The 25959-nt window shown below is 58.5% G+C and carries 26 protein-coding genes and 2 tRNA genes; 24 read left to right on the top strand and 4 right to left on the bottom strand.

Annotated elements, in window-relative coordinates; all coding sequences use genetic code 11:
- The first annotated feature begins 130 nt into the window (after positions 1–130).
- Together L7A20_RS02450 and L7A20_RS02445 are read left to right on the top strand one after the other, a co-directional pair.
- On the top strand, positions 131–1105 hold the full coding sequence (locus tag L7A20_RS02450) for a GNAT family N-acetyltransferase (RefSeq protein ID WP_237222293.1): 975 nt from the start codon (positions 131–133) through the stop codon (positions 1103–1105).
- 6 nt (positions 1106–1111) lie between these two features.
- Positions 1112–1447 (top strand): MGMT family protein, encoded by a 336-nt coding sequence (locus L7A20_RS02445; RefSeq protein WP_237222292.1) that lies wholly within the window; start codon positions 1112–1114, stop codon positions 1445–1447.
- A 7-nt stretch (positions 1448–1454) separates the two neighbouring features.
- Here the strand turns inward: L7A20_RS02445 and L7A20_RS02440 are convergent, their stop codons facing one another.
- Positions 1455–1838 carry a hypothetical protein gene (locus L7A20_RS02440; RefSeq protein WP_237222291.1) on the bottom strand — a complete coding sequence of 128 codons (384 nt, stop codon included), beginning with the start codon at positions 1836–1838 and terminating at the stop codon, positions 1455–1457.
- Positions 1810–2349, bottom strand: coding sequence for a DUF3887 domain-containing protein (locus tag L7A20_RS02435; RefSeq protein ID WP_237222290.1), 540 nt, complete (start codon positions 2347–2349; stop codon positions 1810–1812). The genes L7A20_RS02440 and L7A20_RS02435 overlap by 29 nt, the downstream gene beginning before the upstream one ends.
- 418 nt (positions 2350–2767) lie before the next feature.
- On the opposite strand from L7A20_RS02435, the gene L7A20_RS02430 reads away from it, so the two are divergent.
- Positions 2768–3550, top strand: a complete 783-nt coding sequence (locus L7A20_RS02430; protein ID WP_237222289.1) for a DUF2382 domain-containing protein — start codon at positions 2768–2770, stop codon at positions 3548–3550.
- Positions 3551–3677: 127 nt separating this feature from the next.
- Positions 3678–4874 carry a tRNA dihydrouridine synthase DusB gene (gene dusB / locus L7A20_RS02425; RefSeq protein ID WP_237222288.1) on the top strand — a complete coding sequence of 399 codons (1197 nt, stop codon included), beginning with the start codon at positions 3678–3680 and terminating at the stop codon, positions 4872–4874.
- A gap of 22 nt (positions 4875–4896) precedes the next feature.
- Here dusB and L7A20_RS02420 read toward each other — a convergent pair whose 3' ends face one another.
- The gene (locus tag L7A20_RS02420; RefSeq protein WP_237222287.1) at positions 4897–5316 is read right to left on the bottom strand and encodes a hypothetical protein; all 420 of its coding nucleotides are present in this window, start codon (positions 5314–5316) and stop codon (positions 4897–4899) included.
- Between the two features lie 203 nt (positions 5317–5519).
- Here L7A20_RS02420 and L7A20_RS02415 point away from each other — a divergent pair, with 203 nt between their 5' ends.
- The 13 genes from L7A20_RS02415 to L7A20_RS02355 all read left to right on the top strand — a co-directional run bounded on the left by L7A20_RS02415 (position 5520) and on the right by L7A20_RS02355 (position 19634).
- The gene (locus L7A20_RS02415; RefSeq protein ID WP_237198459.1) at positions 5520–5882 is read left to right on the top strand and encodes a DUF6176 family protein; all 363 of its coding nucleotides are present in this window, start codon (positions 5520–5522) and stop codon (positions 5880–5882) included.
- 177 nt (positions 5883–6059) lie between these two features.
- Positions 6060–6620, top strand: a complete 561-nt coding sequence (locus tag L7A20_RS02410; RefSeq protein ID WP_237222286.1) for a GNAT family N-acetyltransferase — start codon at positions 6060–6062, stop codon at positions 6618–6620.
- A 48-nt stretch (positions 6621–6668) separates the two neighbouring features.
- The gene (locus L7A20_RS02405; RefSeq protein WP_237198462.1) at positions 6669–8006 is read left to right on the top strand and encodes a deoxyguanosinetriphosphate triphosphohydrolase; all 1338 of its coding nucleotides are present in this window, start codon (positions 6669–6671) and stop codon (positions 8004–8006) included.
- 25 nt (positions 8007–8031) lie between these two features.
- Positions 8032–8235: a hypothetical protein gene (locus tag L7A20_RS02400; protein WP_237198463.1), complete on the top strand. Its 204-nt coding sequence runs from the start codon at positions 8032–8034 to the stop codon at positions 8233–8235.
- A 70-nt stretch (positions 8236–8305) separates the two neighbouring features.
- Entirely contained in the window at positions 8306–10210 is a 1905-nt protein-coding gene (gene dnaG, locus L7A20_RS02395) for a DNA primase (RefSeq protein ID WP_237222285.1), read from the top strand.
- Between the two features lie 96 nt (positions 10211–10306).
- Positions 10307–10379, top strand: a tRNA-Asn gene (locus L7A20_RS02390).
- A gap of 215 nt (positions 10380–10594) precedes the next feature.
- The gene (locus L7A20_RS02385; RefSeq protein ID WP_237222284.1) at positions 10595–11890 is read left to right on the top strand and encodes a M20 metallopeptidase family protein; all 1296 of its coding nucleotides are present in this window, start codon (positions 10595–10597) and stop codon (positions 11888–11890) included.
- 121 nt (positions 11891–12011) lie between these two features.
- Positions 12012–12881, top strand: coding sequence for a phage holin family protein (locus tag L7A20_RS02380; RefSeq protein WP_237222283.1), 870 nt, complete (start codon positions 12012–12014; stop codon positions 12879–12881).
- Positions 12882–13093: 212 nt separating this feature from the next.
- Entirely contained in the window at positions 13094–14302 is a 1209-nt protein-coding gene (locus L7A20_RS02375) for a glycosyltransferase (RefSeq protein ID WP_237222282.1), read from the top strand.
- Positions 14303–14568: 266 nt separating this feature from the next.
- Complete coding sequence (locus L7A20_RS02370) at positions 14569–16056, top strand: LGFP repeat-containing protein (RefSeq protein ID WP_237222281.1); 1488 nt, start codon at positions 14569–14571, stop codon at positions 16054–16056.
- Between the two features lie 93 nt (positions 16057–16149).
- Positions 16150–16223 (top strand) — tRNA-Ile (locus L7A20_RS02365).
- A gap of 190 nt (positions 16224–16413) precedes the next feature.
- Complete coding sequence (locus L7A20_RS02360; protein WP_237222280.1) at positions 16414–17424, top strand: hypothetical protein; 1011 nt, start codon at positions 16414–16416, stop codon at positions 17422–17424.
- A gap of 65 nt (positions 17425–17489) precedes the next feature.
- The gene (locus L7A20_RS02355) at positions 17490–19634 is read left to right on the top strand and encodes a S8 family serine peptidase (protein WP_237222279.1); all 2145 of its coding nucleotides are present in this window, start codon (positions 17490–17492) and stop codon (positions 19632–19634) included.
- Here L7A20_RS02355 and L7A20_RS02350 read toward each other — a convergent pair.
- Entirely contained in the window at positions 19631–20053 is a 423-nt protein-coding gene (locus tag L7A20_RS02350; RefSeq protein ID WP_237222278.1) for a M23 family metallopeptidase, read from the bottom strand. The genes L7A20_RS02355 and L7A20_RS02350 overlap by 4 nt on opposite strands.
- Before the next feature lie 634 nt (positions 20054–20687).
- Here L7A20_RS02350 and rpsB point away from each other — a divergent pair.
- The 7 genes from rpsB (at position 20688) to L7A20_RS02315 (ending at position 25952) form a co-directional block, all read left to right on the top strand.
- Positions 20688–21497, top strand: coding sequence for a 30S ribosomal protein S2 (gene rpsB / locus L7A20_RS02345; RefSeq protein WP_185173307.1), 810 nt, complete (start codon positions 20688–20690; stop codon positions 21495–21497).
- Positions 21498–21620: 123 nt separating this feature from the next.
- Positions 21621–22451: a translation elongation factor Ts gene (tsf, locus tag L7A20_RS02340; protein WP_185173306.1), complete on the top strand. Its 831-nt coding sequence runs from the start codon at positions 21621–21623 to the stop codon at positions 22449–22451.
- A 141-nt stretch (positions 22452–22592) separates the two neighbouring features.
- A complete protein-coding gene (gene pyrH, locus L7A20_RS02335) occupies positions 22593–23333 on the top strand; it encodes a UMP kinase (protein ID WP_135012806.1) in 741 nt (246 codons plus the stop codon).
- Between the two features lie 81 nt (positions 23334–23414).
- Positions 23415–23972: a ribosome recycling factor gene (gene frr / locus L7A20_RS02330; protein WP_185173305.1), complete on the top strand. Its 558-nt coding sequence runs from the start codon at positions 23415–23417 to the stop codon at positions 23970–23972.
- Between the two features lie 6 nt (positions 23973–23978).
- Entirely contained in the window at positions 23979–24824 is an 846-nt protein-coding gene (locus L7A20_RS02325; RefSeq protein WP_237205492.1) for a phosphatidate cytidylyltransferase, read from the top strand.
- A gap of 33 nt (positions 24825–24857) precedes the next feature.
- Positions 24858–25460 (top strand): DivIVA domain-containing protein, encoded by a 603-nt coding sequence (locus L7A20_RS02320; protein WP_237197292.1) that lies wholly within the window; start codon positions 24858–24860, stop codon positions 25458–25460.
- Between the two features lie 120 nt (positions 25461–25580).
- Entirely contained in the window at positions 25581–25952 is a 372-nt protein-coding gene (locus tag L7A20_RS02315) for a DUF485 domain-containing protein (RefSeq protein WP_237205493.1), read from the top strand.
- The last annotated feature ends 7 nt before the right edge of the window (positions 25953–25959 follow it).

Genomic DNA, 25959 nt, shown 5'->3' with positions numbered 1-25959 from the left:
GTGAAATCAAGGTGCGGCCCGGGCGGTTCACGCTCAGCGTGCGCGCCTTTTACCCCGCGGACGCCCGCAACTTAGGCAGGGGCGCTAAAGTAGATGGGTACACCCCACCGGCTACCCGAAAGGCACCACCGTGAGCACTGCCGAGAATACCTACACCCTACGCCCCTGGCGAGAGGGCGACACCCTAGCCCTGCTCGAATACTGGCACGATGCCGAAAACCGGCAGGTAGCCGCCTTCCGCTCGTCCTTCGGGCCCGACTCAGACACCCGCTTCTCCCGCACCCTCGTCGCCGAGCACCAGGGCGTTCCCGTAGCCGCAGGTACCGTTTACGAGACCGACCTGCACCCCAACCGGCTCTGGTCCTACATCGAAGTAGCCCCCGAGCATCGCCGGGCAGGCCTGGGCAGCCTGCTCCTAGAGGCCCTGAAGGATGCCGCCGCCTCAGCCCCCAGCGGCACCGTAGCTCTGCGCGCCAAGGTAGAACCGGCCTCCACCGGTCTCGACTTTGCCTCTGCTCGCGGTTTCACGGTCGCCCAGCGCTCGCGCATGGTCCGCATCGAAGCCGGGGCGGTGCCGTCCGTACCCTTGCGCCAAGACGAATCTGAACGCATTACCCAGGCCATCGAAGACCTGGCTACCGGGTCTGTCGCACTTACCCAGCGTTTCTGGGAGTTCTACCGGGCTGTGCACACCTGGGATGAGCCCGCCGACCTGCCCATCGGCCGTGTTAACCGCCTCTTCCTCTCCGACGAAGCTGAGGCCCTGGGTGCTGTGGTGCTGCGCGATGACGTACTTCGTGCCCAGGCGAACGGGAAGAAGGGCGACATTATCGCCTTTGCCGTGAGCTACCGCCCCATCGAGGTAGATGCCGGCCAGATGCCCGTCTCTGAAGATGATGCCACCGAAATTACCATTGGCTACCGGGTGGGGCACCCCGGCGCCCGCGAAGCTATTATGCAGCTGCTCTCGGTGCTGACTGGCTCCTACGCTGTGCAGATCGAGGTCGATGATTCTATGGAGGATCTAGCCGTGCTGATTGACCAGTTGCTGAAGATGGGGGCTGCCACCGTGACCAGTGAGTCCCTGGTGCTGGTTGACGGCTAAGCAACCATGGACGATACACGTGTAGAGAGAATCTTGCGCGTGGTTGAGCGTGTGCCTGCCGGGCAGGTTGCTACCTACGGGGATATCGGCGCCGTAGCCGGTGAGTCTCCCCGACTGGTGGGGCGCGTGTTGGCGACCTGGGGATCGAATGTGCCCTGGTGGCGGGTCTGCAATGCCCGCGGTGAGATACCGGGGCACCTAGAGCAGGCGTACTCCCATTGGCAGGACGAGGGCACCCCGCTACGAGCGGACGGGCGGGTCGCTCTGGGCGCTGCCCGTATGGACGCGGACGCCCTGGCCCGTCTCTCTGCCCCGCGGTTAGCTGAGCTGGGGGAGGGATAAGCAGGAGCTAGACGCCGATGTCGCGGGCTTTGCGTTTACGTTGATGAGATCGCTCAGAATGCAGTGTTATCCAGTAGCTGATAAGGACAAAGGTAACCGTTTGGAATGGAACTACGTCGGCAAATAGCTGAAAAATAAACCAGACAATCCAGCTAATAAGGATGGCGCCGAGGAGATTCAACGGCCGCCAACTCATAGGCGAGTCTTTAGATACTCGATTGAAGTGCTGCGATATGAGCACGCCGATGGAAAGTATCGCGAAAGAAATCGGCGCGTCAATAAAATCTTTGCTGACTGCCCAAACAAGTAGCGAATGAAGTAGCAATAGGGCGAAGACAAGCAAGGGCTTATATATGGTGTTGTTACCAGGGGAGTTCTGCTGAATCGTCATTGAAGATCACCAATCCTGTTACTTTGCGGGCTGAGTTGAAAGAGAGTTGGCCGACCGGCTCACCATTTTCGTGGCGTAGCCGGTAGGTGAGTACAAAGCCGGAGCCTGCCTGCTCTACCACGGTCTTTTTGACCTCAATAAAGGGGCCGCATGCCTCAAGTACCTGCTGCCAGGTTTTCAGAATCTTGCGTTTAGACAGTAACCGGGCGGTGGTGTAGGTCATGTGGCTGTGTACATGCTCAATGTCTTCGTGGGCAAGTGCGGCAAAGAGGGCCTCGGTGACTTGTTCCAGTTCCACCTGAATCTGCGAGAGAGACCGGGCATTGTAGACGGTCTCTGAAAAGCGCTGGGCAGCAGCCTGCTTAGTCACTCCGATAGCCGAACCGATGAGCTGCCAGGTGGCGCCGCCTGCGCGAGCCGCCTGCACGGCGTCCTCAAGCGCACGGGTTGCCTGGCTAACCTGCTCGTTAGCGGTGCGGACGGCGGTAATGCGCGGGTCGTTGGACTGCACTGGGCCTCCTTTCTTAGGTGCGTCAAGCAATCTTGACGTATCACAAGTATGTGATTGTTCTTGGGTGTCTGTCAAGAGATTTTGACGATTCACCGATTGGGTTTGAGGTGCTGCCCATACTGGGGGTGCGTATGTGGAAAATATTTACTTTAAAACTAACCCCCTGTTACTTTCTTCCTCCATCTGTCAAAAATGACATGACTAGGCATGTCATTGGTTGGCATGCCTAGTCATGCTCTGTTGTTCACCTCAGGGTGAAATATTGTCTTTTTTCTTAAAAAGTTCGCTTAGTAGTTGCTCAGCCTGCTGAAAGTATGTATGGTTATGAACAGTTGCTCAGCCTACTGATAGCGCTCATAGGGAGCGCAGGGCTGACGTAACACCCCGTACTGAGAGTCGCAAAGAAAGGCAACAGCTCATGGCTACCAACGAAACCATCGAAACCCTGCGTAACAGCACTGTATTCGGCACCGACGGCGAAAAGATCGGCAAGGTAGGCGAGCTCTACCTCGACGCCCAGACCGGCGAACCCACCTTCGTCACCGTCAACACCGGTTTCTTCGGCACCAACGAATCCTTCATCCCCGTGGACAAGGCCCGCTACGCAGGCGAAGAAATCCACGTTCCCTACACCAAGGAATTCGTCAAGGGCGCCCCCAACATCGCAGAAGACGGCGAACTCTCACCCGCTGAAGAGCAGCGCCTCTACGAGTACTACTCACTCACCGCAGGCACCGCAACCGCTGGCACTGCCACCGCAGGTGTGGCTAACACCGAGCGTCCTGCCACCGACGCCCACGCAGCCCAGGCCACTGCAACCGCCGAGAACGGCGACGTTGTCGCTCACGAAGAGCGTCTGAACGTCGGCACCGCAACCAGCGCAACCCAGACGGGCCAGGTCCGCCTGCGCAAGGTCGTCCGCACCGAAACCGAAACCGTTGAGGTTCCCGTCCGCAAGGAAGAAATCGTTGTAGAGCGCACCAACCTCAAGGACGGCGAAGTAGTAGAGAACTACGACTTTGACTCAGCTGAAGCTCAGGCAGACGTCACCGTCACCGCCCACGAAGAGCGCCCCGTTGTCTCCACCGAGACTGTAGCAACCGAGCGTGTCTCCGTCGGCAAGGAAGTTCACACCGACACCGAGCGCGTCTCAGCCGACGTCCGCAAGGAAGAAATCGTCGTAGAAGGCGACAACAAGTAAGTCTAGATAAAAGCCTCTAGTACTGAACCACAGCCTCACACAGGGCCCCGGGAAGAACCACCCGGGGCCCTCTGTGTTGCTCTAGCTAACAGCGCACCGGGGCCGTTTGTGCCAGAATTGGAAGGTTATGACAGAAGAGACTTTAGAGACCGGCCAGACCCCGGCCCGCGCTAAGCAGCTGAAACTGCCTCCCCTGCAACTGGGTAAGCACACCATTGACACCCCCGTGGTGCTGGCACCCATGGCTGGCGTTACTAACAAGGCCTTCCGCCGGCTCTGCCGCGACTACGGTGGCGGGCTGTACGTGACCGAGATGGTCACAGCGCGCTCCCTGGCGGAGCGCAACCCCGAGTCCCTGCGCATTATTGACCATGACGGCGACGAAAAAATCCGCTCCATTCAGATTTACGGGGTGGACGCCGTCAACGTGGGTAAGGCAATCCGCATGGTGGTCGAAGAAGACCGCGCCGACCATATTGACCTGAACTTCGGTTGCCCCGTGCCCAAGGTGACCAAGCTGGGTGGCGGCTCAGCCCTGCCTTGGAAGACCGACCTCTTTACCGCTATCGTCCAGACCGCCGTGCGCGAGGCCTCCCGCGGGGACGTGCCCCTGACTATCAAGATGCGTAAGGGCATCGACGAGGACCACCTGACCTACCTAGAATCAGCCAAAATCGCCCGCGACGCCGGGGTTGCAGCTATCGCCCTGCACGGCCGCACCGCCGCCCAGCACTACTCGGGTAAGGCTGACTGGGACTCCATCGCCCGCCTGCGCGAAGCTATCCCCGACGTGCCAATTCTGGGCAACGGCGATATTTTCTCGGCCGAGGACGCCATCGCCATGGTTGAACAGACCGGGGTGGACGGCATTGTGGTTGGTCGCGGCTGCCAGGGCCGCCCCTGGCTCTTTGGCGACCTTCAGAACGCTTTCGAGGGCTCGGAAGAGCGCCACCGCCCCTCTGTTTCTGAGGTGGCGGATATGATTTATCGCCACGCGGAACTGCTAGTTGAGACCTTTGGGGATGAGACCCGAGGCCTGCGCGAGATCCGCAAGCATGTGGCCTGGTACTTCCACGGCTACCCGGTGGGCGGCAAACTGCGCGCCAAGATGTCTACCGTGCCCACCCTTGAGGCCTTCCGCGAGTACCTGGCCGAACTGGATCACTCCATCGGCTACCCCGGTGCCGCTGTTGAGGGACCCCGTGGCCGAGCTGGCAACCCCAAGAAGCCTCACCTACCCGACGGCTGGCTGAACTCCCGCGTCCTGGGGGACGCCGAGCGTCTGGGTCTGGTGGATGCTGAACTGGATATCAGCGGCGGTTAGGGGAGCGGACGCCCGGGCCCGACTAGTCCATGTCGGGCGGTGGAGGGTCGGTGGGAGTTTTGCCCTTCCACAGGTTCATGTCCCACATGATGGAGAAGGGGCTCATCATATGGAGGCTATGAAAGACAGCTCCGCACTCTTCGCCGTAGATGTCGCTGTTTGGGTCTGATGCGGCGATGGCCCGCACCGCCGTGATGTTGAGGCCGATGACGAAAATCAGTAGGAGAAGCCCGAGTATCCACTCGTAGACGAGCAGGGGAACTGCTGCCATGGCGAGGAGGAGCGTGGCCCAACCTCTGAGGTTATTGCCCAGGAAGAAGTCGTGGGTGCCGAGGTAGCCCTGCCAGCAGGCTATCTGATAGGCCCTGGACTTGGTGCGGATCAGCCTTTCATACTGAAAACGCTCCAGATCGCCGTAGTTGGGTACGTACTTCTCGTTCATAGAAGACGACTGTACCTTCCAGTAGGGGGCACAAACCATAGGTTACATTGAGTGCTTACCAGAATCGCGCAGTGCCCACGACGCTGGTGGGCCCTGCGCGATTCTTGTGGACGCTAAGTGCCTGGCGGAGGGAACGGTATAACGTACACTCGCGGATGAAGAGATAGCCCTGGAGCTAAGAACACACTGGATAGAATCATGGTATGCAGATTGAACTGACGCGGTTTCGGGTTAAACCTGGCAAACGGCGCAAGGTTGATGAGTGGATGTTTTTCCTCAACGAGAACATGGAGGCTGTCAAAGAGACGCTAGAGCCTGAGCACATGTATGTTGAGACAATCTTTGCTGAAACGATTGACGGCGTCGATTACCTTTACTGGTACTCGGTGCGCGGTGAGGCAGGCTTGGAACAGAAAGTTACTGAGTCTGAGCACTGGTTAGATGAAAAGCACGTCGAGTACTGGCGTGAATGCATTGATTCTACTTACCCACCGCAAGACCTGTCGCCGCGTGTGCACATGCTGCCTGACCGCGTCCTTGCATCCATGAAGCCTCTACCCCAGTAAACAGTGCTTACCAGAATCGCGCAGTGCCCACGCCGTGTGTGGGCGCTGCGCGATTCTTGTAGACGGTGGGTTCGCGGCGCACGCCCGGACGGACGCGCCCGCCTTCCCGCCGCAGGTCAGGGAGGTAGGCGAGGGGCGCCCTGCCTCAGCTTGGGCCTACCCTCTAGACTTAAAGGCATGAGAACCCACACCCTCAGCCCCGAAACCCCGGCCGATACCGCAGAGATCCGCGATGTGCTCCTGGCAGCCTTTGATACCAGCTATGAAGCTGATCTGGTGGAAGCCCTGCGCGGCAACCCCAATGCCTGGGAGCCGGGAATCTCCCTCACCGCCCGTGACGCCACCACCGGTGCCCTCGTCGGCTATGTTCTCATCAGCCGTTGCTGGGTAGGCTCCTGGCCTGCCTATGCTCTTGCGCCGCTGGCCGTCCACCCTGATTACCAGGGCAGGGGAGTGGGTACCGCCCTTACCTTTGAAGCGCTGGCACGCGCACGCGCGTCCGCCCAGATCAGCAATGCACCCACCAGCCTGCTGGTGCTCGGAGAACCCACCTACTACAGCCGCTTCGATTTCGTGCCGGCAGCCCGCCACGGGGTGCGCGCCATCATCGACGGTATCGAGCCCGCCACCCTAGCTGAAGCCCTGCAACTGATCAACCTCACCCCTGACTTCCCACCCATCTCAGGCGAGGTCACCTGGCCCGCCGAATACGGCCTCGACCAGGGTGATGACCTCTAAACTGGAATCCCAGGCCTAGATTGAACCGGTAGAGAAAAGACGAGATCCATGAGCAGCACCTTCACCCCCGAACAGGCCCCCACCCCCGGCTATAGCGCAGCGGACGCCGAACGCTGGGTTCCCGAACATCACAAGTTTGTCTACCGCTCGCCCTTTGAACGCGACCGGGCCCGTGTGTTGCATTCCGCGGCCCTGCGCCGTCTCGGTGCCAAAACCCAGGTGGTTGACCCCGATACCGACGACTTCGTGCGTACCCGCCTGACCCACTCCCTCGAAGTTGCCCAGATTGGCCGCGAGCTGGGGCGCATGCTGGGCTGCGACCCCGATGTGGTCGATACCGCCTGCCTCTCCCACGACCTCGGCCACCCGCCCTTTGGGCACAACGGTGAAACCGCCCTCGACCGGCTAGCGGCGGACGCCGGTGGGTTTGAGGGTAACGCCCAGACCCTGCGCCTGCTCACCCGCCTTGAACCCAAGGTGATTAGGCACGACGGCGGTTCTGCCGGGCTAAACCTGACCCGGGCGTCCTTGGACGCAACCTGCAAGTACCCCTGGACCCGCGCCAACGCCCCCGCCCGAACCGACGGCAAACCCAACCGCAAATTTGGCGTCTACACCGACGACCTGCCCGTCTTCGAATGGCTCCGCGCCGGGGCCGCTGAAGCCGGGGCTGCCCCCACCCAAAAATGCCTGGAAGCCCAGGTCATGGACCTCGCCGACGATATCTCCTACTCCGTGCACGACGTTGAGGACGCCGTCTTCGGTGGTCACGTGCAGCTCGATGACCTGAAAAAGGCGGACGCCCGCCAGCAGGTTTTCGACAAAACCCGGCTCTGGTACCTGCCCGGGGTCGAGGACGCCACCCTCGACAAAGCCCTAACCCGCTTAGAGAACCTCAACCGCTGGGTGCCCAATATGACGGGGACCCGCTCGTCCATGGCGGCGTTCAAGGCCCTTACCTCTAAACTCATTGGGCGTTTTGCTGCCAGCGCCATGCTGGCAACCCGCGACGTCTACGGGGACGAACCGCTCACCCGCTACCAGGCCCAGCTGGTGGTGCCCGAAGAAACCGAGCACGAAATCGCCGTGCTCAAGGGTATAGCCACGGCATTTGTGATGGCTCCCCGCGATGCGGCAGCCGCACAGACAACCGAGGGGAACCAGCAGGAGATTCTTGAATTCCTGGTGCACGCCCTCTTTGATAACCCCAACTACCTCGACCCGGTCTTTGCCGCCGACCTACAGGAGCTGGGTCGCAATGACGATACTGCCCGTCTGCGCCTGGTAATTGACCAGGTCGCCTGCCTGACCGACCGCTCCGCGGTCGCCCTCTTCAAACGAATCACAGGAACCCACTGGGCGGTTGGAGACAAACCGCTGTGGTAGATACACACTGCTAAGGACGTGACACATGAGATACAAGAAATCCTTCAAACAGATCTTTATGGCGGCGCTGGCGAGCCTGCTCATCGGCTTGCTCGCCGGGTCACTGACCGGCCTGTGGCTTGTGGGCGTAGGCTCCTTCATCGTGACCCTGTTAATCGCGCTCTCACCGGAATCCTTCGGGCTGGGGCGCACCCGCCCGGGGCCACTCGATGACGATCTCTACAGCTAAACATATTGGTGCCCACAAGGCATAAAACTCCCGAGCCCCCGGCTTGACGCCCCCGACTAGAATTGAACCCGTGGCAGGCTTAATCAAACGAGAAGACATTGACGAGGTGCGCTCCCGCACCGACATCCGCGAAATCATCGAAGGGTACGTAACCCTCAAATCCGCCGGTATCGGCTCTTTCAAGGGCCTGTGCCCCTTCCACGATGAACGCACCCCGAGCTTCCACGTGCGCCCCCAGATGGGCACCTACCACTGCTTCGGCTGCGGCGAATCGGGCGATGTGATCAGCTTCCTCATGGAAATGGACCACACCTCCTTCACCGAAACCGTCGAAAAACTCGCCGCCCGTATCGGCTACGAACTGCACTACGAGCAGGGTAGCGGCATGAGCCGCGAAGAGGTAGGACGCCGCCAGCGCCTGCTCGATGCCCACAAGATCGCAGCGGAGTTCTTCCAAAAAAACCTCTACACCCCTGCCGCCGTTGAAGCCCAAAAGTTTCTCGGCGCCCGTGGCTTCGACCCCGCAGCCACCCAAAAATTCGGGGTTGGCTTTGCCCCGCGCGGCTGGGATAACCTGCTCAAATACCTCATGAACAAGGGCTTTACTACCGAGGAACTCCGTGAAACCGGTATGTTCTCAGAAGGGCAGCGGGGCCTCTACGACCGGTTCCGCGGGCGCATTATCTGGCCCATCCGCAACATCACCGGTGAAACCATCGGCTTCGGCGCTCGCCGCCTCTTCGACGACGACCAGGGGCCCAAATATCTCAACACCCCCGAAACCGCCCTCTATAAAAAATCACAGGTCCTCTACGGGCTTGACCTGGCCAAACGCCCTATCGCCAAGAAGAAGCAGATTGTGGTTGTCGAGGGCTACACCGACGTCATGGCAGCCCAGCTGGCCGGCATCGACACCGCCGTCGCCACCTGCGGCACCGCCTTCGGCACCGACCACATCAAAATCGTGCGTCGCCTGATCTCCGATGACGGCACCGGTGGTGAAGTTATCTTCACCTTCGACGGCGATGCCGCCGGTCAAAAAGCCGCCCTCGCTGCCTTCTCAGAAGACCAGCGCTTCGTTGCTCAAACCTTCGTCGCCGTTGCCAAAGACGGCATGGATCCCTGCGACCTGCGCCTAGCCCGCGGGGACGCCGCCGTGCGCTCCCTCATCGCCTCCCGGCGTCCGCTCTTCGAATTCGCCATCGACGCCACCCTCGCCAACTACGACCTCGGCACCCTTGAAGGGCGAGTGCGCGGCATGCGCGCCATCGCCCCCATTATCGCCGGAATCAAGGACGCCGCCCTGCGGCCAGCCTACGTACGGCAAGTTTCAGGGCAGTTAGGACTAGACGCCGCCGAAGTGCAGCGGGCCGTCAGTGCAGCGGCAGCTAACCCGCAGGCGTCCGCCAGCCAAAGGGCAGAGGCTGCAGAAGCCGAACGAGCCGCCCGCGCCGCCACAGAAGAGACCCCCGCCCCCGTAGAAGACCCCTACGAGCTACCTGACCTACGCGACCCCGCAGCGCGCACCGAGCGTGAAGCCCTCGAAATCGTGCTGCAATACCCCCAGTACCTCTCCCTCGAACAGTGGCAAGAACTAGCCACCGTGCACTGCCGCTACCGGGCCCACAGCGGCATCGCCCAGGGCATCATTGGAGCTGCTTCCACCATCGCCCCTGAGCCCGGAGCCACCTGGGTCAACACTGTGCGAGCCTATGCCCCCGAACCCGTCCACGCGCTCATCGCAGAACTCACCGTCGCCCCCATCCCAGCCCGCACCGACGAGCAACTGGTGCGCTACTCACAAGACATCCTCAACCGACTCTTCGAACAAGAAATCACCCGACAAAAATCAGATCTGCTCATGCAGCTCCAACGCCTCTCACCCCAGAGCGACGCCCAAGCCTACCGAGAAATTCAACAGCAACTCCTCACCCTCGAACTCCGCCGCCGCAGCAAAATGCAAGGCCAAGACTAAGATGTGATGTAGTTAACCCCATCTTGATTTGCACGGGGTGAAAACCCCGTGTAAAGTTATTACTCGTTGCAGCGATGGAAACAAAGCAAACAACATTCCCCCGTAGCTCAATTGGCAGAGCATTCGACTGTTAATCGAAGGGTTACTGGTTCGAGTCCAGTCGGGGGAGCAAATAAACAGCCCGGTCTTATGGCCGGGCTTTTTTGTATGCTTACGCTCTCTATCTGTGGCACTGGTCCCCAAATGTGGCGGCACCACTGCCACATTTGGGAAACAGTGCCACACTTGCTAAAGTCTTGCCTTCTAGCAACTAAGGCTGGTGGCTTCGCGCGAAGAGGCGTAGCATGTGAACTGTTGCATAGTTCATAGATAAAGGAATAGGAAATGTCTGACCAGCAACTTCTAAACGACCTCTACGCCACCGCTGCTCGAAACGAGAAAGACATCATCGCCTGGCGTCACCACCTTCACCAGCACCCCGAACTTTCAAACCGCGAGACAAAAACAGCGGCCTACATCGTTGAATGCCTCAAAGATATGGGCTTCGCAGATACTGACATACAGCAAAACATCGGCGGAACCGGAATCATCGCTACCCTGCGAGGAAGTACCCACTCAGAAAAGGCTGTTCTCTTACGGGCGGACATGGACGGCCTGCCTGTCAAAGAAGAAACCGGCCTGCCCTATGCCTCTGAAGAAGTAGATGAAAACTACCCCGGTGGCCCTTTTCCCGTTGCCCACGCCTGTGGTCACGACTGCCACGTCGCCATGCTTTTGGGTGCAGCGCGTACCTTCGCAGAGCACCGAGAGGAACTTGCCGGAACCATCTACTTCGTCTTCCAGCCAGCAGAAGAGGGGGCCCCTGTGGAAGAAGAAGGCGGAGCTGCCCACATGTTGACTGACGCGGCCTTTGACTCACTTGACCCCCAGCCAACTCTGGCCTTTGGTATGCATGTGATTCCTGCACCAAGCGGCTATGTGGGGTGGGCCTCGGGCGTGCAGCACGCTTCATCTGAAATGGTCAAGATAACCGTGCACGGTGAACAGGTGCACGGCTCATCGCCGTGGGCGGGGCGAGATCCGATGCCAGCGGCTGCAGACATCATCAGCGCCATGGGGCAAATCTACCGCCAGATAGATGCCAAAGATGCGTTTACTATTTCCATTGGCCATGTTGAAGACCAGGGGCGTTTCAACATCATCGGCGAAAAAGTAACCCTCTGGGGCACCGTGCGCTGTCTCAAAGACGGACTGATAGACGCCGTCAACACCAAGATTGCCCGTACCGCTACCCACATCGCAGAAGCCTACGACTGTACCGCTACTGTCGAGTTCTTACAGCAAATTCCGGCTGTGGTGAATGCGCCTGAAACGGTTGAAGCCTTGCGCCCTGCTTTGGAAAGCGCAGCGGCAGACCCGGATCATGTCTTTGCAGCGCCAGCGTCACTGGGATACGACGACGTCTCTGAGTTCATTAACCGGTACACCGGTATGTACGCCCTGCTCGGTGTGCAGGACGTGAAGTTCGGCTCGGGTGCAATGCCAGAACCTGTGGACGGCGGACGCGGTTTTGCTCCCAACCACTCACCGCGTTTCTACGCTAATGATGAAGCCCTCATCACCGGCGTCCGAATGCATCTTGCGGTTGCACTGACCCATCTCGAAACAGCGCAAGGCTAAGAACCAATAATCGCATCACAAATCGGGGGCGCAGTCGCCACAAGCCCTTAAAAGCCGGTAAACTTACTATTTGGTACACGTAATACGCAAGCACGCTTATCGACACATAGAGAGGTGGCACATGACCACTCCCAACGACCTGAACGGCTCACGCCGAGCCCAGGGTCTGCGCGCCGGCTTCAATAACATCAAAGCTAGCGTTACGAACGTGGCTGACGCAGGCAAGGTGCTCACCAACCTGGCCCCTAAGCAGCTCAAAGATGAAATCCAGATCGCCAAGATTGAGGTCAAAGAAAAGGGCATCGCCCTGGGCAAGGGCGCCGCGGTTGCCGCAATAGCCCTGGTCTTTGCTCTCTTCATGGCTATCGCCCTGGTCATCCTGGCCTACGTTGGCCTGGCCTCCATCATGCCTAACTGGGCGGCAGCTCTGGTTCTGTTCGTGCTCTTCCTGCTCCTTGCCGGCATTGCCGGTCTGGTCGGCTTCAAGATGATCAAGGCCCAGCTGCCCTTCAAGCCTGAATCAGCTATCTTTGGTCTGCTCTACGACCTGGGCGTGCTGAAGGAAGGCTCCGCCATGACCTCCAAGCGCCTCAAGCGCGAGCAGGCTGAGAAGGCAGAAGCCAAGAAGGCCGAGCAGAAGTCAGAGGAGAAGAAGGACGGCGGCGAGCAGCAGGCACCTGCTACCCCCGCCCCCAGCAAGGAACAGCTCCTGCAGCGCACCAAGCAGCGCCGCGAGCACCTCAAGACCCTGCGCGACGACATCGAGACCTACTCACGCGACGTGCAGGCCGGTGCCCAGGGCCTGGTGCAGAACGCCAAGACCTCCGCAAAGAACGCTCCTGCAACCGCCGTTGACGGTGGCAAGAAGCTGGCCGCAAACGCCTCGAACCCCGAGACCCTGCAGGCCCACTGGAAGTCCTTCGCAACCCTGGCAGCTTCCCTGGGAGCCTTCTTCGTCTTCCTCGGCAAGCTCATTAGCCGCCGCAAGTAAGACCCTGCCCTGCCTCAGATGAGGCGGCACAAGCGTCCTTGCACCCAGGCCCGCCCCGGCAGAACCGCCGGAGCGGGCCTGGCTTTTTGGACCAGTAGGGGCGCGGACGCCTGTGAGCCCCGTCGAATCCGCCGCCGGGCTGATGCAGAGCTACCGAAAACCCTGTAAGGTCAGTGTGACACTGAACAAAGAGACCTCGAAAGGGCCCCTGCATGGCTGATCAGCCCCTGACCGTCCTCATTGGCGCCGATACTTACCCGCCCGATATCAATGGGGCCGCTCAGTTCTCATCCCGTCTTGCTCACGCTCTGGCCGAACGCGGCCATACCGTACATGTGATGGCACCCAAGCAGGAAAAAGGCGTCACCAGCCGTCACACGGTAGACGGCATCGTCGAGCACCGCATGCGCTCGCACAAGGTAATTACCCACCCCTACATGCGCCTGAACTTCCCCTGGGAAATTTACGCCGAGGCAGACCGCCTGGTGCAAGAGATTCAGCCCGATGTGATTCATATTCAGTGCCACTACATCATTGGCCGAGTTTTAGCTCGTGTAGGTGCTAAACGCGGTGTGAGAGTTATCGCTACCAACCACGTGATGCCCGAAAACATCACCCCCTTCTTACCGTTCGGTAAGGCTGGTAATGAGCTGGTGGTTAAGGCGTCGTGGGTTGATATGCGCCGGGTTCTCAACCGGGCTGCCGTAGTCACCACTCCCACCCAAATCGGTGCGGACGCCATGGAAAGCGCCGGTAAGTTCCGTCGCCCGGTGATGCCGGTATCTAACGGTATTCAGAGCTCTGACTATGAGCTTGCTCCGGGTGAAGTAGTCGAGAAAGCTGCTGATGAGCTAACGATTTTCTTTGCCGGGCGCCTGGCCGTTGAGAAGAATATCGATGTGCTCATTGAGGGTTTTTCGCTTCTTCATGCTGAGCTGCGGCAAAAAACTGTGCTTGAGATTGCTGGAACCGGCGAGATTCTTTCTGACTTGCAGGTCAAGGCCGCAGAATGCGGTGTGGCTGACCGGGTGCGTTTCTTGGGGTATGTGTCCGATGAGGAACTTCGCGCGGGCTACCTGCGCGCCGACGTGTTCTGCCAGCCCGGTACAGCTGAGCTTCAGTCGCTCGTGACCCTAGAGGCTATGAGCGCCTCAAAGCCGGTGGTGTTAGCTAACGCCCTGGCTCTGCCTCACCTGGTGGATCCGGGAAACAACGGTTACCTTTTTACACCGGGCGATACCGTTGAGCTGGCTGCTCGGCTAGCTGATATCTTGAGCTTGCCCGCTGAAGAGCGCAAGGCCATGGGGGAGTGCTCCCACCAGATGGTAGCCCGCCATGCCGCTGAGAAAACTTGGGAGACCTTTGAATCTCTGTACGTGTCTGACAACTTGTATCGAGAGTTTCTTGACGGTAGGTGCTAGGTTTATCGAAGAAGCCTAGAAATACCATATAAACACACTACTAGAGGTAACCATTTTGTTCTCTCTCTCTCTCTCTCTCTCGTCTTAAGAAAGTAACCACTGCCTTTGTAACGACTGGTCTGGCTGTTAGCGCTTTAAGCCTTGCACCAATATCAGAAGCACAAGCCGTAACTACGAATCGGACCTTCGCTACCTTTTCTGCTTACGGTACAAGCTCTCAATACCACGTCTATGCCAACAATATTGACTGGTCACGGCCGGTAGGAGTGGTTTTCTACCTTGATGGTGACTACTGGACTTCAGATCAGTCCAAAGTCTATTTCCCTAACAATGCGGATTTAACTGCGATGGCTCGGGTAGCTAACCAACGGAACATGGTCTTTGTTCCTGTTATCTCACCTGATAAAGACGCTTCAGGCGACGGCATAACCTGGTGGCAGTCGATGAACTACAACGGTGACTGGTTCCGTGCTTTCGCCCAGAACTTTATCGAGTCAGCCGGTATTGACCGGTCTAATGTCTGGACTATTGGCTATTCAGGTGGCGCCGAAATCACCGGTTTTGAACTATTAGCGGACCGGCAAGATTCATGGCGTAGCGGTGGCGGATCCATCATGGTTGGTGGCGGTAACAGCAACGGTATGCAGACGTGGCCTTCCTCCGTGGCAAAGAACTTTTCGCTTCGCTGGTATGTAGGTGAGTTGGATGGCAAAGGCGTTACCTGGCCATCAACCTGGTCAGCTTTAGGCGCTGCTCAGGACGGGTATCGCGTGTATAAATCAGCTGGCTTCAATAATGCACAGCTCACAATTTTGCCAGCTACTACCCACTACAACTATAACTTCGCATCCATTCTTGATAACGCTCTTCCCCAGCGTCCTGCAAGTTCCCCGTACGCTCTCATCGGCGCTATCGGTGCCTACTACTACGCCCACGGAGCAGCTGCCACTTTTGGAACGCCTACCAGTGCTGAATTTCCCCTGCGCGATGGTGGTGTAGGCCAGACCTTTGCAAAAAACTACACTATCTACTGGACCCCGCGGACCGGGGCCTACCCTGTTTATTTCTCAGGTGGTATTGGTGCAAGGTACCGAGCTGGTGGTTATGAGAACGGGTACGGGTACCCGGTTTTTGCTGAGACTGCTATTGCCGGTGGAGCCATGCAGAAGTTTGCCCTTGCTGATGGGCGTCGGTTTGCTTTCTATTGGACTCCTGAGCATCATCGTACCCATGTGGTGTGGGAGGCCGGTGGTATCGGTGGACGTTTTACCCGTGAGGGTGGCACTGGCACCTACGGTTTCCCCAGTGAGGATGAGAGCGCTTACGCGTATGGGGCGCGTCAGACTTTCCGCCTCAACGGGAAAGAAACTCGTTTCTACTGGTCGCCTACTACCGGAACACGGACGATGAACGGAAAGGGTGCTATTTTTAGCCGCTGGGTAGATTTAGGGCATGCTACCACTCTGGGGTTCCCTCTAACGGATGAACAGGGTATTCCTGGGGGAGCGCAGCAGGTGTTTAGGGCGCAGAATGGTTGGGAGACTAGGTTGGTTTGGTCACCGGCTACGGGTACTCGTAAGGTGGCTGCTCATGGTGCGCTTTATTGGTATTGGGTTAATAACGGCTATACAAGTACCTTGGGTTTCCCTGTAACTGATGAGACTGTGCAGGCTGATGGTAGTGTGACTTTGAAGTTTTCTAGTGGTGTTGAGCTGCGGTGGACTGAGGCTGGTGGGGTGAAACGAGTCCGCTAAGGCTCTCGCGAACCGTGACTTGCTGTTTTTGGTCTCTGCCTGACTTTTCGGTATTCTTAGAGGCAGTGCCAGTTCGCTAGAACCTGGCGCTGTGGGGCTGTAGCTCAGCTGGTTAGAGCAGGGGACTCATAATCCCTTGGTCGCGGGTTCAAGCCCCGCCGGCCCTACTATAAACGCCTTGCCTTTCTACTTTCAGAAAGGCAAGGCGTTTTTTGTACCCTACCCAGGGTGTGGGCGACACGCCCCGTTCACCGGCTATTCTCACGCAGTTCCCCCACTCTTACCTGGCGGATGCTACATTTGCTGAGGAAAGTTTCACTTTCAATCACTCGCATTCCACCTATCCCAGAGGAAACTATGTCTTTCTCCCTCAAGCGCATCACCGCGCCCGTACTCGCAACCGGTCTGCTGGCTAGCTCCCTGCTCGTTGCTGGTACTACCAGTGCTCAGGCAACCACCAACACCACCCAGTTCGCGACCTACACCTCAGAAGCTGGTGTGAGCTCCAACTACCACGTCTACGCAGAGAACATCGACTGGGCCCAGCCCGTAGGCGTTGTCTTCTACCTCGACGGGGACTACTGGTTCACCAACCAGTCCAAGGTTCATTCCCCCAACAACTCACAGCTGCTCGGTATGGCCGAGGTAGCGAATGAGCGCAACATGATTTTCGTGCCCGTTATCTCGCCCGATAAGGACGCAAGCGGCAACGGCATCACCTGGTGGCAGTCCATGGACGCTAACGGCGATTGGTTCCGCTCTTTCGCTAGCTCTTTCATTGCTGAAGCAGGCCTGGACTCCTCCAACGTCTGGACCATCGGCCACTCCGGCGGCGCTGAAATCACCGGCTTTGAACTGCTGGCTGACAGTCAGGACGCCTGGCGCACCGGCGGCGGCTCCGTGATGGTCGGTGGCGGTAACAGTAACGGCATGCAGACCCTGCCCTCAGAGACCGCCCAGGACTTCTCCTTGCAGTGGTATATCGGTTCTGAGGACGGTGTGGGCGCAACCTGGCCGATTGCCTGGTCAGCCTACGGGGCAGCAGAAAACGGCTACAACGTCTACGCAGCTGCCGGTTTCAACAACGTAGACTTCACCGTGCTACCTGGCATCCAGCACCACAACTACGACTTCCCCGTGATTCTGGAAGAGGCCCTCGACAAGGTTGAACCCAAGCTTATCGGTGGTATTGGCGCCTACTACTACGCTCAGGGTGGTGCTGATGCCTTTGGCGAGCCGGTAGCTAATGAATACAGCATTGAAGGTGGTGCCCAGCAGCTCTTCCGTGCAGCTGACGGCACCGAGACCCTGCTGGTCTGGTCAGCTGAGACCGGCATTGTTACTCCGGTAGCATACGTGCGCTCATAGCGGTGCCCCTTAACTACCTCCTCATACCGTATGCTGTGTAGAAACACACATTTGAGGGAGTAGTTATGGCCCGTTCGCCATTTTTGCAGTCCGTTGCAGGCACCTGTTCCCTGGTGCTTGCAGCGGGTTTTTTATTTGCGACCCAACCCACTGCGGCCCAGGCAGCCCCACCTCAGGGTGCAGGTGGCGACACCGCAATCCAGGGGCAGGTCAGCGGTGGCCCGTCCGCTGGCCCCGCAGGTGAAATGACCACCCGCTACCAGCCGACAGCTGAACCAGATACCGACCGTCTGGTGGTGAAATTTAAGGACGGGGTAGACGGCCAAGAACAGGCCCAGATTCTGGAAGAGGTCGCTGACGCCACTGCGGCCGTAGACACCGCAGAAGTCTCGCATGAGACAGTTGAGCAGGCCCAGGTTGTAGATGTTCAGCAGATGATGACCCCGGATGAACAGGCGCAGGTGGTTGAGCTTCTCGAAGAGCAACCTGATGTTGAATACGCTGAACCCGATTTCATCATCACAACCGGCCAGGCCGCTATTCCCCGTAATCCTCCTAGCGACCCTTACTTTGCTAGTCATCAGTGGAATATGCGAGCTATCGATGCGCCCGGTGCCTGGCGATACGCTACCGGTGAGGGCATCATCATCGGTATCGCTGATACCGGGCAGACCTGGCACCCCGAACTAGCTGCAAAGACTTTACCCGGTTATGACTTTGTCTCGGCCGATCAGAGCCGGGACGGTAACGGCTGGGACCCCAACCCCAACGATGAAGGCGACTGGGGGCCTCAGGTTCCCCGTTCTATGTGGCACGGAACCCACGTAGCTGGTATCGCTGCCGCCGCAACCGATAATGGGGCAGGAGTAGCCGGTGTAGCCCCTAATGCTCGAATTCAGCATTCCCGCATTATGGGTGTCAACGGCCGCGCCTACACTTCTGACCAGGCTGCGGGCATTGCCTGGAGTGCAGGTGTGCCCGTCCCTGGTGCTCCTGCCAACCCCACACCAGCTCACGTCGTTAACTACTCCGAAGGCTTTTACTCGGCAACCTGCTCCAAAGTATTGCAGGACGCCATCAATGCGGCTCACGCACGGAATGTTCCGGTCGTTGCGGCGGCAGGTAACTTTGGTGCAAACGCAGTTGGCACCTCACCGGCTAACTGTCTGGGAGCTATCGTGGTCGGTGCAACCGCTAACGGCAATGTGATGACAGGTTACTCCAACTGGGGGCCCATGCTTGATGTGCTGGCCCCTGGTGGTGCGGTTGGATCAGATGTCTGGTCAACTGTGAATACAGGTGCCTACACCCAGGCGGGGCCCGGGTACGGACCGCTCAATGGCACCTCAATGGCTGCCCCTCACGTGAGTGGCATTATCGCTATGATGAAGGAACGCAACCCGAACCTGACCGTAGAGCAGATTCGCACCATTCTTAAGGACACAGGATCAAACGTCAACGGGTACCGTTTTGTTAACGCTCCCCGTGCAGTTTCAGCTGTTGCAGATACCCGCGGTTTCCCGCTGATTGGTGCTATCGGAGCCTACTACTACGCCCACGGGGCAGCCGCTACTTTTGGAACGCCGACGAGTGCTGAGTTTCCCCTGCGTGATGGGGGAGCGGGGCAGAACTTCTCGCGTAATTTCACTATCTACTGGACTGCCCGCACCGGGGCCTACCCCGTGAACTTCTCGGGAGGTATCGGGGCAAGATACCGAGCCGGTGGCTACGAGAACGGGTATGGGTACCCGCTCTTTGCAGAGACTGCTATCACCGGTGGCGCGATGCAGAAGTTTGCTCTTGCTGACGGGCGTCGATTTGCCTTCTACTGGACACCTCGACACCATCGAACCCAGGTGGTGTGGGAGGCCGGTGCTATTGGCGGCCGGTTTACAGCAGCAGGTGGAACTGCACGCTATGGCTTCCCCGACACCGATGAGCAAGCTGTTCCCGGCGGCGGCGCCCAGCAGCGCTTTACGACGCCTTCAGGTGCAGGCACCCTGTTCGTATGGTCACCTACCACGGGCGCTAAGACCCTGGTGGCAGATGGCGGAATCTACTGGTACTGGGTCAATAACGGCTATACATCATCGCTGGGTTTCCCCACTACCGATGAGGTTTCCCATCCCGATGGGTCAGTGACGGTGAGCTTCACCAAGGGCGCGGTTGTGCGGTGGACCGCCGAAGGTGGGGTGCAGCGCATCCGCTAGGCAGAGAAATCATCGCCGATAGGCAGTAGCACGCTGGGGCCTTCAAGCCCTAGCAGGAGCAGGGGGTTTGTGTAATCGAGCCCCCTGCGTGCTGTTTCAGAGCCCGGGGCCGGTTCCCTCACACCCCAGTGTAGGCAAAAGCTCGGGGCGCAGTGCTGAACCTCAGAATCTAGCTGGGCGATGGCGTCCCCGGCCTGCACCCGGCTACCTACCGGCAGCGAATCAGAAACCGGTTCAAAGGACGACCGCCGCCCGTCCGGGTGCTCAAGGGTAAGCACCTGCCGGTCAACTACGGTTCCAGCAAAAACTACCTTCCCCTCATAAGGGGCAAGGACGCGCCCACCCGCTTCCAGCGCAAGGTCAACGCCGCGGTGCCCGGCAGCCCAGCGGGCAGCCGGTTTTTCAAAACCCCGAACCACGGTAAGCTGCCCCTCCACCGGGGCCTGCCAGGGTGGCGTCCGCCCCGCAAAAGCTAGCGGGGTTACTACCCCTACTAAAAGCAGGGCACAACAAACCCCCAGAAACCTCACAAGCCTTCTAGAGAGCAATACAAGAAAAGACACGATAAACCCCTTTCGGTCGGAGCCCGCCCCTTACCCCAGGTGGCGCCAACCGTAGGTTGTCTCCATCTTTACCACTGGAAACCTGCCACCACAAGAGCCAAAACCCCGGTGATTAAAGCCCAATAATGCGGTATAGTTATTGATTGCAGTTTGCCCCTGTGCCCTGCCCAAAAACAGGCAGTGCAAGGGCAAGGGGAATCCCTTTACATAGAGACCTCTCCTTGGCGAGCCGTTCACGCGAGCTTCACCCGGGATCTGACGTCGCGTAACGCGAAGCAACTAGCCTCTAGTTGATAAGGAACTTTCGGTCCGGCACATGCCGGTGAAGGTCTGAGACAGCTTCGTCACTCCAACGAAAAAGTCTGAGTGTTACCAGGGGAGCGGGCTCACGCCCACAGGTTCCACATGTAAACCGATAACTACTATGCGCGGAGCGGAGCTAGCCTGGAATCAGGGGCCCGCCCGGCACCCACACTAATAAGGAGACGACATGCCCGTCGTAACTATGCGCCAGCTTCTCGATTCAGGTGTCCACTTCGGTCACCAGACCCGCCGCTGGAACCCCAAGATGAAGCGCTTCATCCTCACCGAGCGCAACGGTATCTACATCATCGACCTGCAGCAGTCACTGGCCTTCATCGACCAGGCTTACGAAGCTGTTAAGGCAACCGTTGCTCACGGCGGCACCGTTCTGTTCGTTGGTACCAAGAAGCAGGCTCAGGAAGCCATCGCTGAGCAGGCTACCCGCGTGAACATGCCCTACGTCAACCACCGCTGGCTCGGTGGTATGCTCACCAACTTCGCAACCGTTTCAAAGCGCATCGAGCGCATGAAGGAACTCGAGCAGATCGACTTCGACGACGTCGCAGGCTCACAGTTCACCAAGAAGGAACTGCTGCTTCTGCGTCGCGAGCACGAGAAGCTCGAGAAGACCCTCGGTGGTATCCGTAACCTCACCAAGGCTCCCTCACTGATCTGGGTTGTTGACACCAAGAAGGAACACCTGGCTGTTGACGAAGCTCAGAAGCTCGGCATCCCCGTAGTTGCTATCCTCGACACCAACTGCGACCCCGACGAAGTTTCCTTCCCCATCCCCGGCAACGACGACGCAATCCGCTCCGTCAACCTGCTCACCCGCGTCATCGCGGACGCAGTTGCCGAAGGTCTGCTGGAACGCGAAAACAAGAAGGCCGGCAAGTCAGCTAACGCTTCTGAAGAGCCCATGGCTGAATGGGAGCGCGAACTGCTCGAGCAGCACGAAGCTGCCAAGGCAGAAGCACCCGCTGAAGAAGCTAAGTAAAGCCTCATAAGAGAAACGGCACCCGCCCACATTCGGTGGGTGCCGTTCTCACCTTTCTTACCGGCACCACCGGTAAGAGCCCAATAGATTTCCCTAATCTGTTCAAAATATAAGGAGTTCACCATGGCGAACTACACCGCAGCCGACATCAAGGCTCTGCGCGAAAAGACCGGCGCAGGCATGCTCGACGTCAAGAAGGCCCTCGACGAGGCCAACGGCGACCAGCAGAAGGCAATGGAAATCATCCGCGTTAAGGGCCTCAAGGGCGTCACCAAGCGCGAAGGCCGTGCAACCGCAGAAGGCCTCGTTGCTGCCCGCGTAGAAAACGGCGTTGGCTTCATGATCGAAGTTAACTCAGAAACCGACTTCGTTGCTAAGTCCGAGCCCTTCATCAAGTTCGGTAACGACGTTCTCGAAGCAGCAGTTGCCGCTAACGCTTCCACCCTGGAAGAACTCAAGGCAGCTTCTTACGAAGGTAAGACCGTCGACGAGCTCACCACCGAAGCAGGCGCCCTGCTCGGCGAAAAGATCGTTGTTCGCCGCGTAGCTCGCGTTGAGGGCGAGAACGTTGCAGTTTACCTGCACAAGACCTCCAAGGACCTGCCCGCACAGGTTGGCGTTCTGCTCGCAGTAGCTGGCGAGAACACCGAGGAAGTTGCTCACGACGTAGCCGTTCACATCGCTGCAATGAGCCCCAAGTACCTCAACTCAGACTCCATCTCAGCTGAGGACATCGAGGCCGAGAAGCGCGTTGCTGAAGAAACCGCACGTGGCGAAGGCAAGCCCGAGCAGATCATCCCCAAGATCGTTGAAGGTAAGCTCAAGGCTTTCTACAAGGAGAACACCCTGCTCGACCAGGACTTCGCTAAGGACTCCTCAAAGTCTGTAGCTGCAGTTCTCGAGGAGAACGGTGCAACCGCAACCGCTTTCGAGCGTTTCCGCGTCGGCGCCTAATACTCGTCAGGTGTGATTGAGCACCAAAAAAGCTCATAGCTCAGGGGAGCCCCGCACAGGGGCTCCCCTTTGCCGTATGCTAGAAACAAAGCGCGCAACGGATGCCGCAAAAAATTTTTGACCTTTTTCAGGAGGGCCACCATGGCAGAGTCAACCCGAACCATCCACCGCGACGACACCGGCCGTCGCCGCGTCCTACTCAAGCTCTCCGGCGAGGTCTTCGGCGGCGGTGAAGTCGGCATCTCCACCGAGGTCGTCCGCGGCATCGCAGAACAGATTGCCTCAACCATCGGCCAGGTCGAAGTCGCAGTTGTCGTCGGTGGCGGCAACTTCTTCCGCGGCGCAGAGCTCTCAGAAGCCGGCATGGACCGCTCCCGCGCCGATAACATCGGTATGCTCGGTACCGTCATGAACTCTCTTGCCCTGCAGGACTTCCTTGAGCAGGCCGGCATCGACACCCGCGTCCAGTCCGCTATCTCCATGCAACAGGTCGCAGAAAACTACATCCCCCGCCGCGCCATCCGCCACATGCAAAAAGACCGCGTCGTCATCTTCGGCGCCGGTGCAGGCCTACCCTACTTCTCCACCGATACCGTCTCAGCCCAGCGTGCCCTCGAAATCCACGCCGACGAGGTCCTCGTCGCCAAGAACGGCGTGGACGGCATCTACACCGCCGACCCCAACAAGGACCCCAACGCCGAGCGTCTCTACAAGCTCACCTACGACGAGGCCCTCAAGCGCAACATCCGCGTCATGGACCAGACCGCCTTCTCCCTCTGCAAGGACAACAACGTCACCATGCGTGTCTTCGGTATGCAGGGAGAGGGAAACGTGGCTCGCGCAATTTTAGGTGAAGAGATTGGCACTCTGGTCACTGCCTAAACGCGCCACGACCACTAGACTAGATAAAGACTACCTACACCGCGCCCACAGACGGGCACAACCCTAAAGGACTAACAACAGATGGTTGAAGAAACCCTACTCGAAGCCGGCGAAAAGATGGACAAGTCCGTCGAGGCCCTCAAGAACGAATTCGCCTCAATCCGCACCGGACGCGCCAACCCCGCCCTCTTCGCAAACCTCACCGCAGACTACTACGGTGCACCCACCCCCCTGCAGCAGCTGGCGTCCTTCCAGACCCCCGAAGCTCGCACCGTCCTGATCACCCCCTACGACAAGAGCGCCCTGGGTGCCATTGAAAAGGCAATCCGCGACTCCGACCTCGGTGCTAACCCCGCTAACGACGGCAACGTTGTGCGCGTTGTCATGCCCGAAATGACCGAAGAGCGCCGCAAGGAATACATCAAGATGGCAGGCCACAAGGCTGAAGAAGGCCGCGTTGCTGTGCGCAACACCCGCCGCCACGCCAAGACTGCTCTCGACAAGCTGGTCAAGGACGGCGAAATCGGTGAGGACGAGGGCGCACGCGGTGAAAAGGAACTCGATGCCCTGACCAAGAAGCACATCGACACTGTTGATGCGCTGCTGAAGTCCAAGGAAGCTGAACTGCTCGAGGTCTAAATCCGAATGACTGTTCAATCTCAAGAACAGCCGCCCCAGGCCTCTAAAGCCGGCAGGAACCTACCCGCCGCCATCACCGTCGGCCTCGTGCTGGGCGCGTTGCTGGCGGTGGGTTTGTTTTTCGTCCCTCTTATCCTTGTGCTCCTGGCGGCTGCTGCCGTGTCGGTAGGTACCTGGGAGGTCTGCCACGGGCTCAACCAGAAACGCGGCATGGGAATCCCCGTTATTCCTGCCGTTGCAACAGCCTTTGTCATGCCCTTTGCCGCCTACTACGGGGGCGGGTCCTGGCTAATTTTTACCGTGGTCGCCTCGATTTTGGTGCTAATTGGCTGGCGTATCGTGGGGCACCGAGACGGCATGATTATGTCGATTATGGGCTCCATCTTCGTGATGTCATGGGTACCCTTCATGATTTCCCTGGCCCTGTTGCTCTACCGCGAAGAATCGGGCCCCGGTAAGGTGCTCATGATTCTGCTCATGGCTATCGGCAACGACACCTGGGGCTACATCGCCGGCGTGAAATGGGGCAAGACCCCCATGGCCCCCAAAATCTCCCCCAAGAAAACCTGGGAGGGCTTTGCCGGGTCGATGGTGGGCTCGATTATCGTGGGCATCATCTGTTCGCTCTTCATCGGTGACCCCTGGTGGTACGGCCTGGTTGTGGCGATTTTCCTGGTCGTAGCTTCAACAGCGGGCGACCTGGGGGAGTCCATGGTCAAACGTGAAATCGGCATCAAAGATATGTCGAATATTCTGCCCGGCCACGGTGGCGTGATGGACCGCCTGGATTCCATCGTGTTCGCTATCGCCATCGGCTACGTGATTTTCTCGGTACTCTCAGCTCTCTTCTAAGAGGCAGAGGGCTGTCAGATATTTGGAGGCTCAATGAAACATCAGGCTGAATCTTCCGGTGAATTCCGCCGGGTTAGTTCCCACGAGAAGGGGTACTCGGTAGCTGCTGTAGATTCCTTCTTCACCCGCCTAGCCGACGACTATGAATTGATGCTTTCCGGCGCAGAGCTGGGCAAGGACATACATACCTCCCGGACGGTGCGTGAAGCCATCTTTGAGGGGGAGAGCGGGGGCTATGACCCGCAGGACGTCGATGCTGCCCTCGATAAGGTTGAAGACCGTTTCTGTGAGCTAGAGAAGCAACTGTATCTGCAGCGGTACGGGCAGCACACCTGGGATCAGGCGGTGCAAGAGCTACGGGAGCTCCTGCTTGGGCGTCTCGAGCGTCCTGCCGGCGAGCGCTTCCGCAGACCCGCTAAAAAGTTGACCAAGGGGTATTTCACGGCAGAAGTCGACGCTCTCTGTGACCGGCTTTTTGCTCACATGGAGGGGGCGGACGTCCTCGCCCCCGCTGATATTAGGGCGGCAGCTTTTAGCCCGGCAACGGGGGACCTCAGCTATGAGGAAACCCAGGTCGATGCCTTCTTGGACAGGGCTATTGAGTATCTGAACGATACGGCTGCTTCCAGCATCTAGGACCACTTGATAGGTGGACCACCCGAAATATTTCGGGTGGTCCACCTTTTTTAGTCTAGAGACTTGTATGTAACGTAGATAACACGCTAATGTGTGTTGAGTTACACAAAGGAGGTAGTGATGGCACACGCATCACCAGAATCTCACCAGCCTCTAATCGACGCTGAGCACGTTGATTTCAAGGCAGCTCAGAATAGCGGTGAGTTTAAAGAGCTTCGCGCAACCCACAGGTCTTTCGTCTTCCCCATGACTGTGGCCTTCTTGGTCTGGTATCTGCTGTATGTGATTCTGGCGGTGTATGCCCCCGGCTTCATGGCAACCAAGGTGCTGGGCAATGTCAATATCGGCATTATCTTTGGTCTCTTGCAGTTCGTTACCACCTTCACTATTACTGGCTGGTATGTAGCTTTCGCTAACCGCAAGCTTGACCCCCGTGCAGCTAGCCTGCGCAGCGACATTGAATCCGGCAACTATGCCCACAAGGCTCACTAAGGGGTGA

The sequence above is a fragment of the Rothia nasimurium genome (genome assembly GCF_928381415.1).
Classification (GTDB): Bacteria; Actinomycetota; Actinomycetes; order Actinomycetales; family Micrococcaceae; genus Rothia; species Rothia nasimurium_H.
The sequence above is the reverse complement of the archived record's forward strand: the minus strand, read 5'-3'. Positions and strand labels throughout refer to the sequence as shown.

Coding starts and splice junctions, on each gene's coding strand:
- rpsB (WP_185173307.1), top strand. CDS start 20,688: ATGCCCGTCGTAACTATGCGCCAGCTTCTCGATTCAGGTGTCCACTTC.
- L7A20_RS02320 (WP_237197292.1), top strand. CDS start 24,858: ATGAAACATCAGGCTGAATCTTCCGGTGAATTCCGCCGGGTTAGTTCC.
- L7A20_RS02315 (WP_237205493.1), top strand. CDS start 25,581: ATGGCACACGCATCACCAGAATCTCACCAGCCTCTAATCGACGCTGAG.
- L7A20_RS02385 (WP_237222284.1), top strand. CDS start 10,595: ATGTCTGACCAGCAACTTCTAAACGACCTCTACGCCACCGCTGCTCGA.
- L7A20_RS02360 (WP_237222280.1), top strand. CDS start 16,414: ATGTCTTTCTCCCTCAAGCGCATCACCGCGCCCGTACTCGCAACCGGT.
- L7A20_RS02410 (WP_237222286.1), top strand. CDS start 6,060: ATGAGAACCCACACCCTCAGCCCCGAAACCCCGGCCGATACCGCAGAG.
- pyrH (WP_135012806.1), top strand. CDS start 22,593: ATGGCAGAGTCAACCCGAACCATCCACCGCGACGACACCGGCCGTCGC.
- tsf (WP_185173306.1), top strand. CDS start 21,621: ATGGCGAACTACACCGCAGCCGACATCAAGGCTCTGCGCGAAAAGACC.
- L7A20_RS02405 (WP_237198462.1), top strand. CDS start 6,669: ATGAGCAGCACCTTCACCCCCGAACAGGCCCCCACCCCCGGCTATAGC.
- L7A20_RS02430 (WP_237222289.1), top strand. CDS start 2,768: ATGGCTACCAACGAAACCATCGAAACCCTGCGTAACAGCACTGTATTC.
- L7A20_RS02380 (WP_237222283.1), top strand. CDS start 12,012: ATGACCACTCCCAACGACCTGAACGGCTCACGCCGAGCCCAGGGTCTG.
- frr (WP_185173305.1), top strand. CDS start 23,415: ATGGTTGAAGAAACCCTACTCGAAGCCGGCGAAAAGATGGACAAGTCC.
- L7A20_RS02440 (WP_237222291.1), bottom strand. CDS start 1,838: ATGACGATTCAGCAGAACTCCCCTGGTAACAACACCATATATAAGCCC.
- L7A20_RS02400 (WP_237198463.1), top strand. CDS start 8,032: ATGAGATACAAGAAATCCTTCAAACAGATCTTTATGGCGGCGCTGGCG.
- L7A20_RS02445 (WP_237222292.1), top strand. CDS start 1,112: ATGGACGATACACGTGTAGAGAGAATCTTGCGCGTGGTTGAGCGTGTG.
- L7A20_RS02355 (WP_237222279.1), top strand. CDS start 17,490: ATGGCCCGTTCGCCATTTTTGCAGTCCGTTGCAGGCACCTGTTCCCTG.
- L7A20_RS02415 (WP_237198459.1), top strand. CDS start 5,520: ATGCAGATTGAACTGACGCGGTTTCGGGTTAAACCTGGCAAACGGCGC.
- L7A20_RS02420 (WP_237222287.1), bottom strand. CDS start 5,316: ATGAACGAGAAGTACGTACCCAACTACGGCGATCTGGAGCGTTTTCAG.
- dusB (WP_237222288.1), top strand. CDS start 3,678: ATGACAGAAGAGACTTTAGAGACCGGCCAGACCCCGGCCCGCGCTAAG.
- L7A20_RS02325 (WP_237205492.1), top strand. CDS start 23,979: ATGACTGTTCAATCTCAAGAACAGCCGCCCCAGGCCTCTAAAGCCGGC.
- L7A20_RS02375 (WP_237222282.1), top strand. CDS start 13,094: ATGGCTGATCAGCCCCTGACCGTCCTCATTGGCGCCGATACTTACCCG.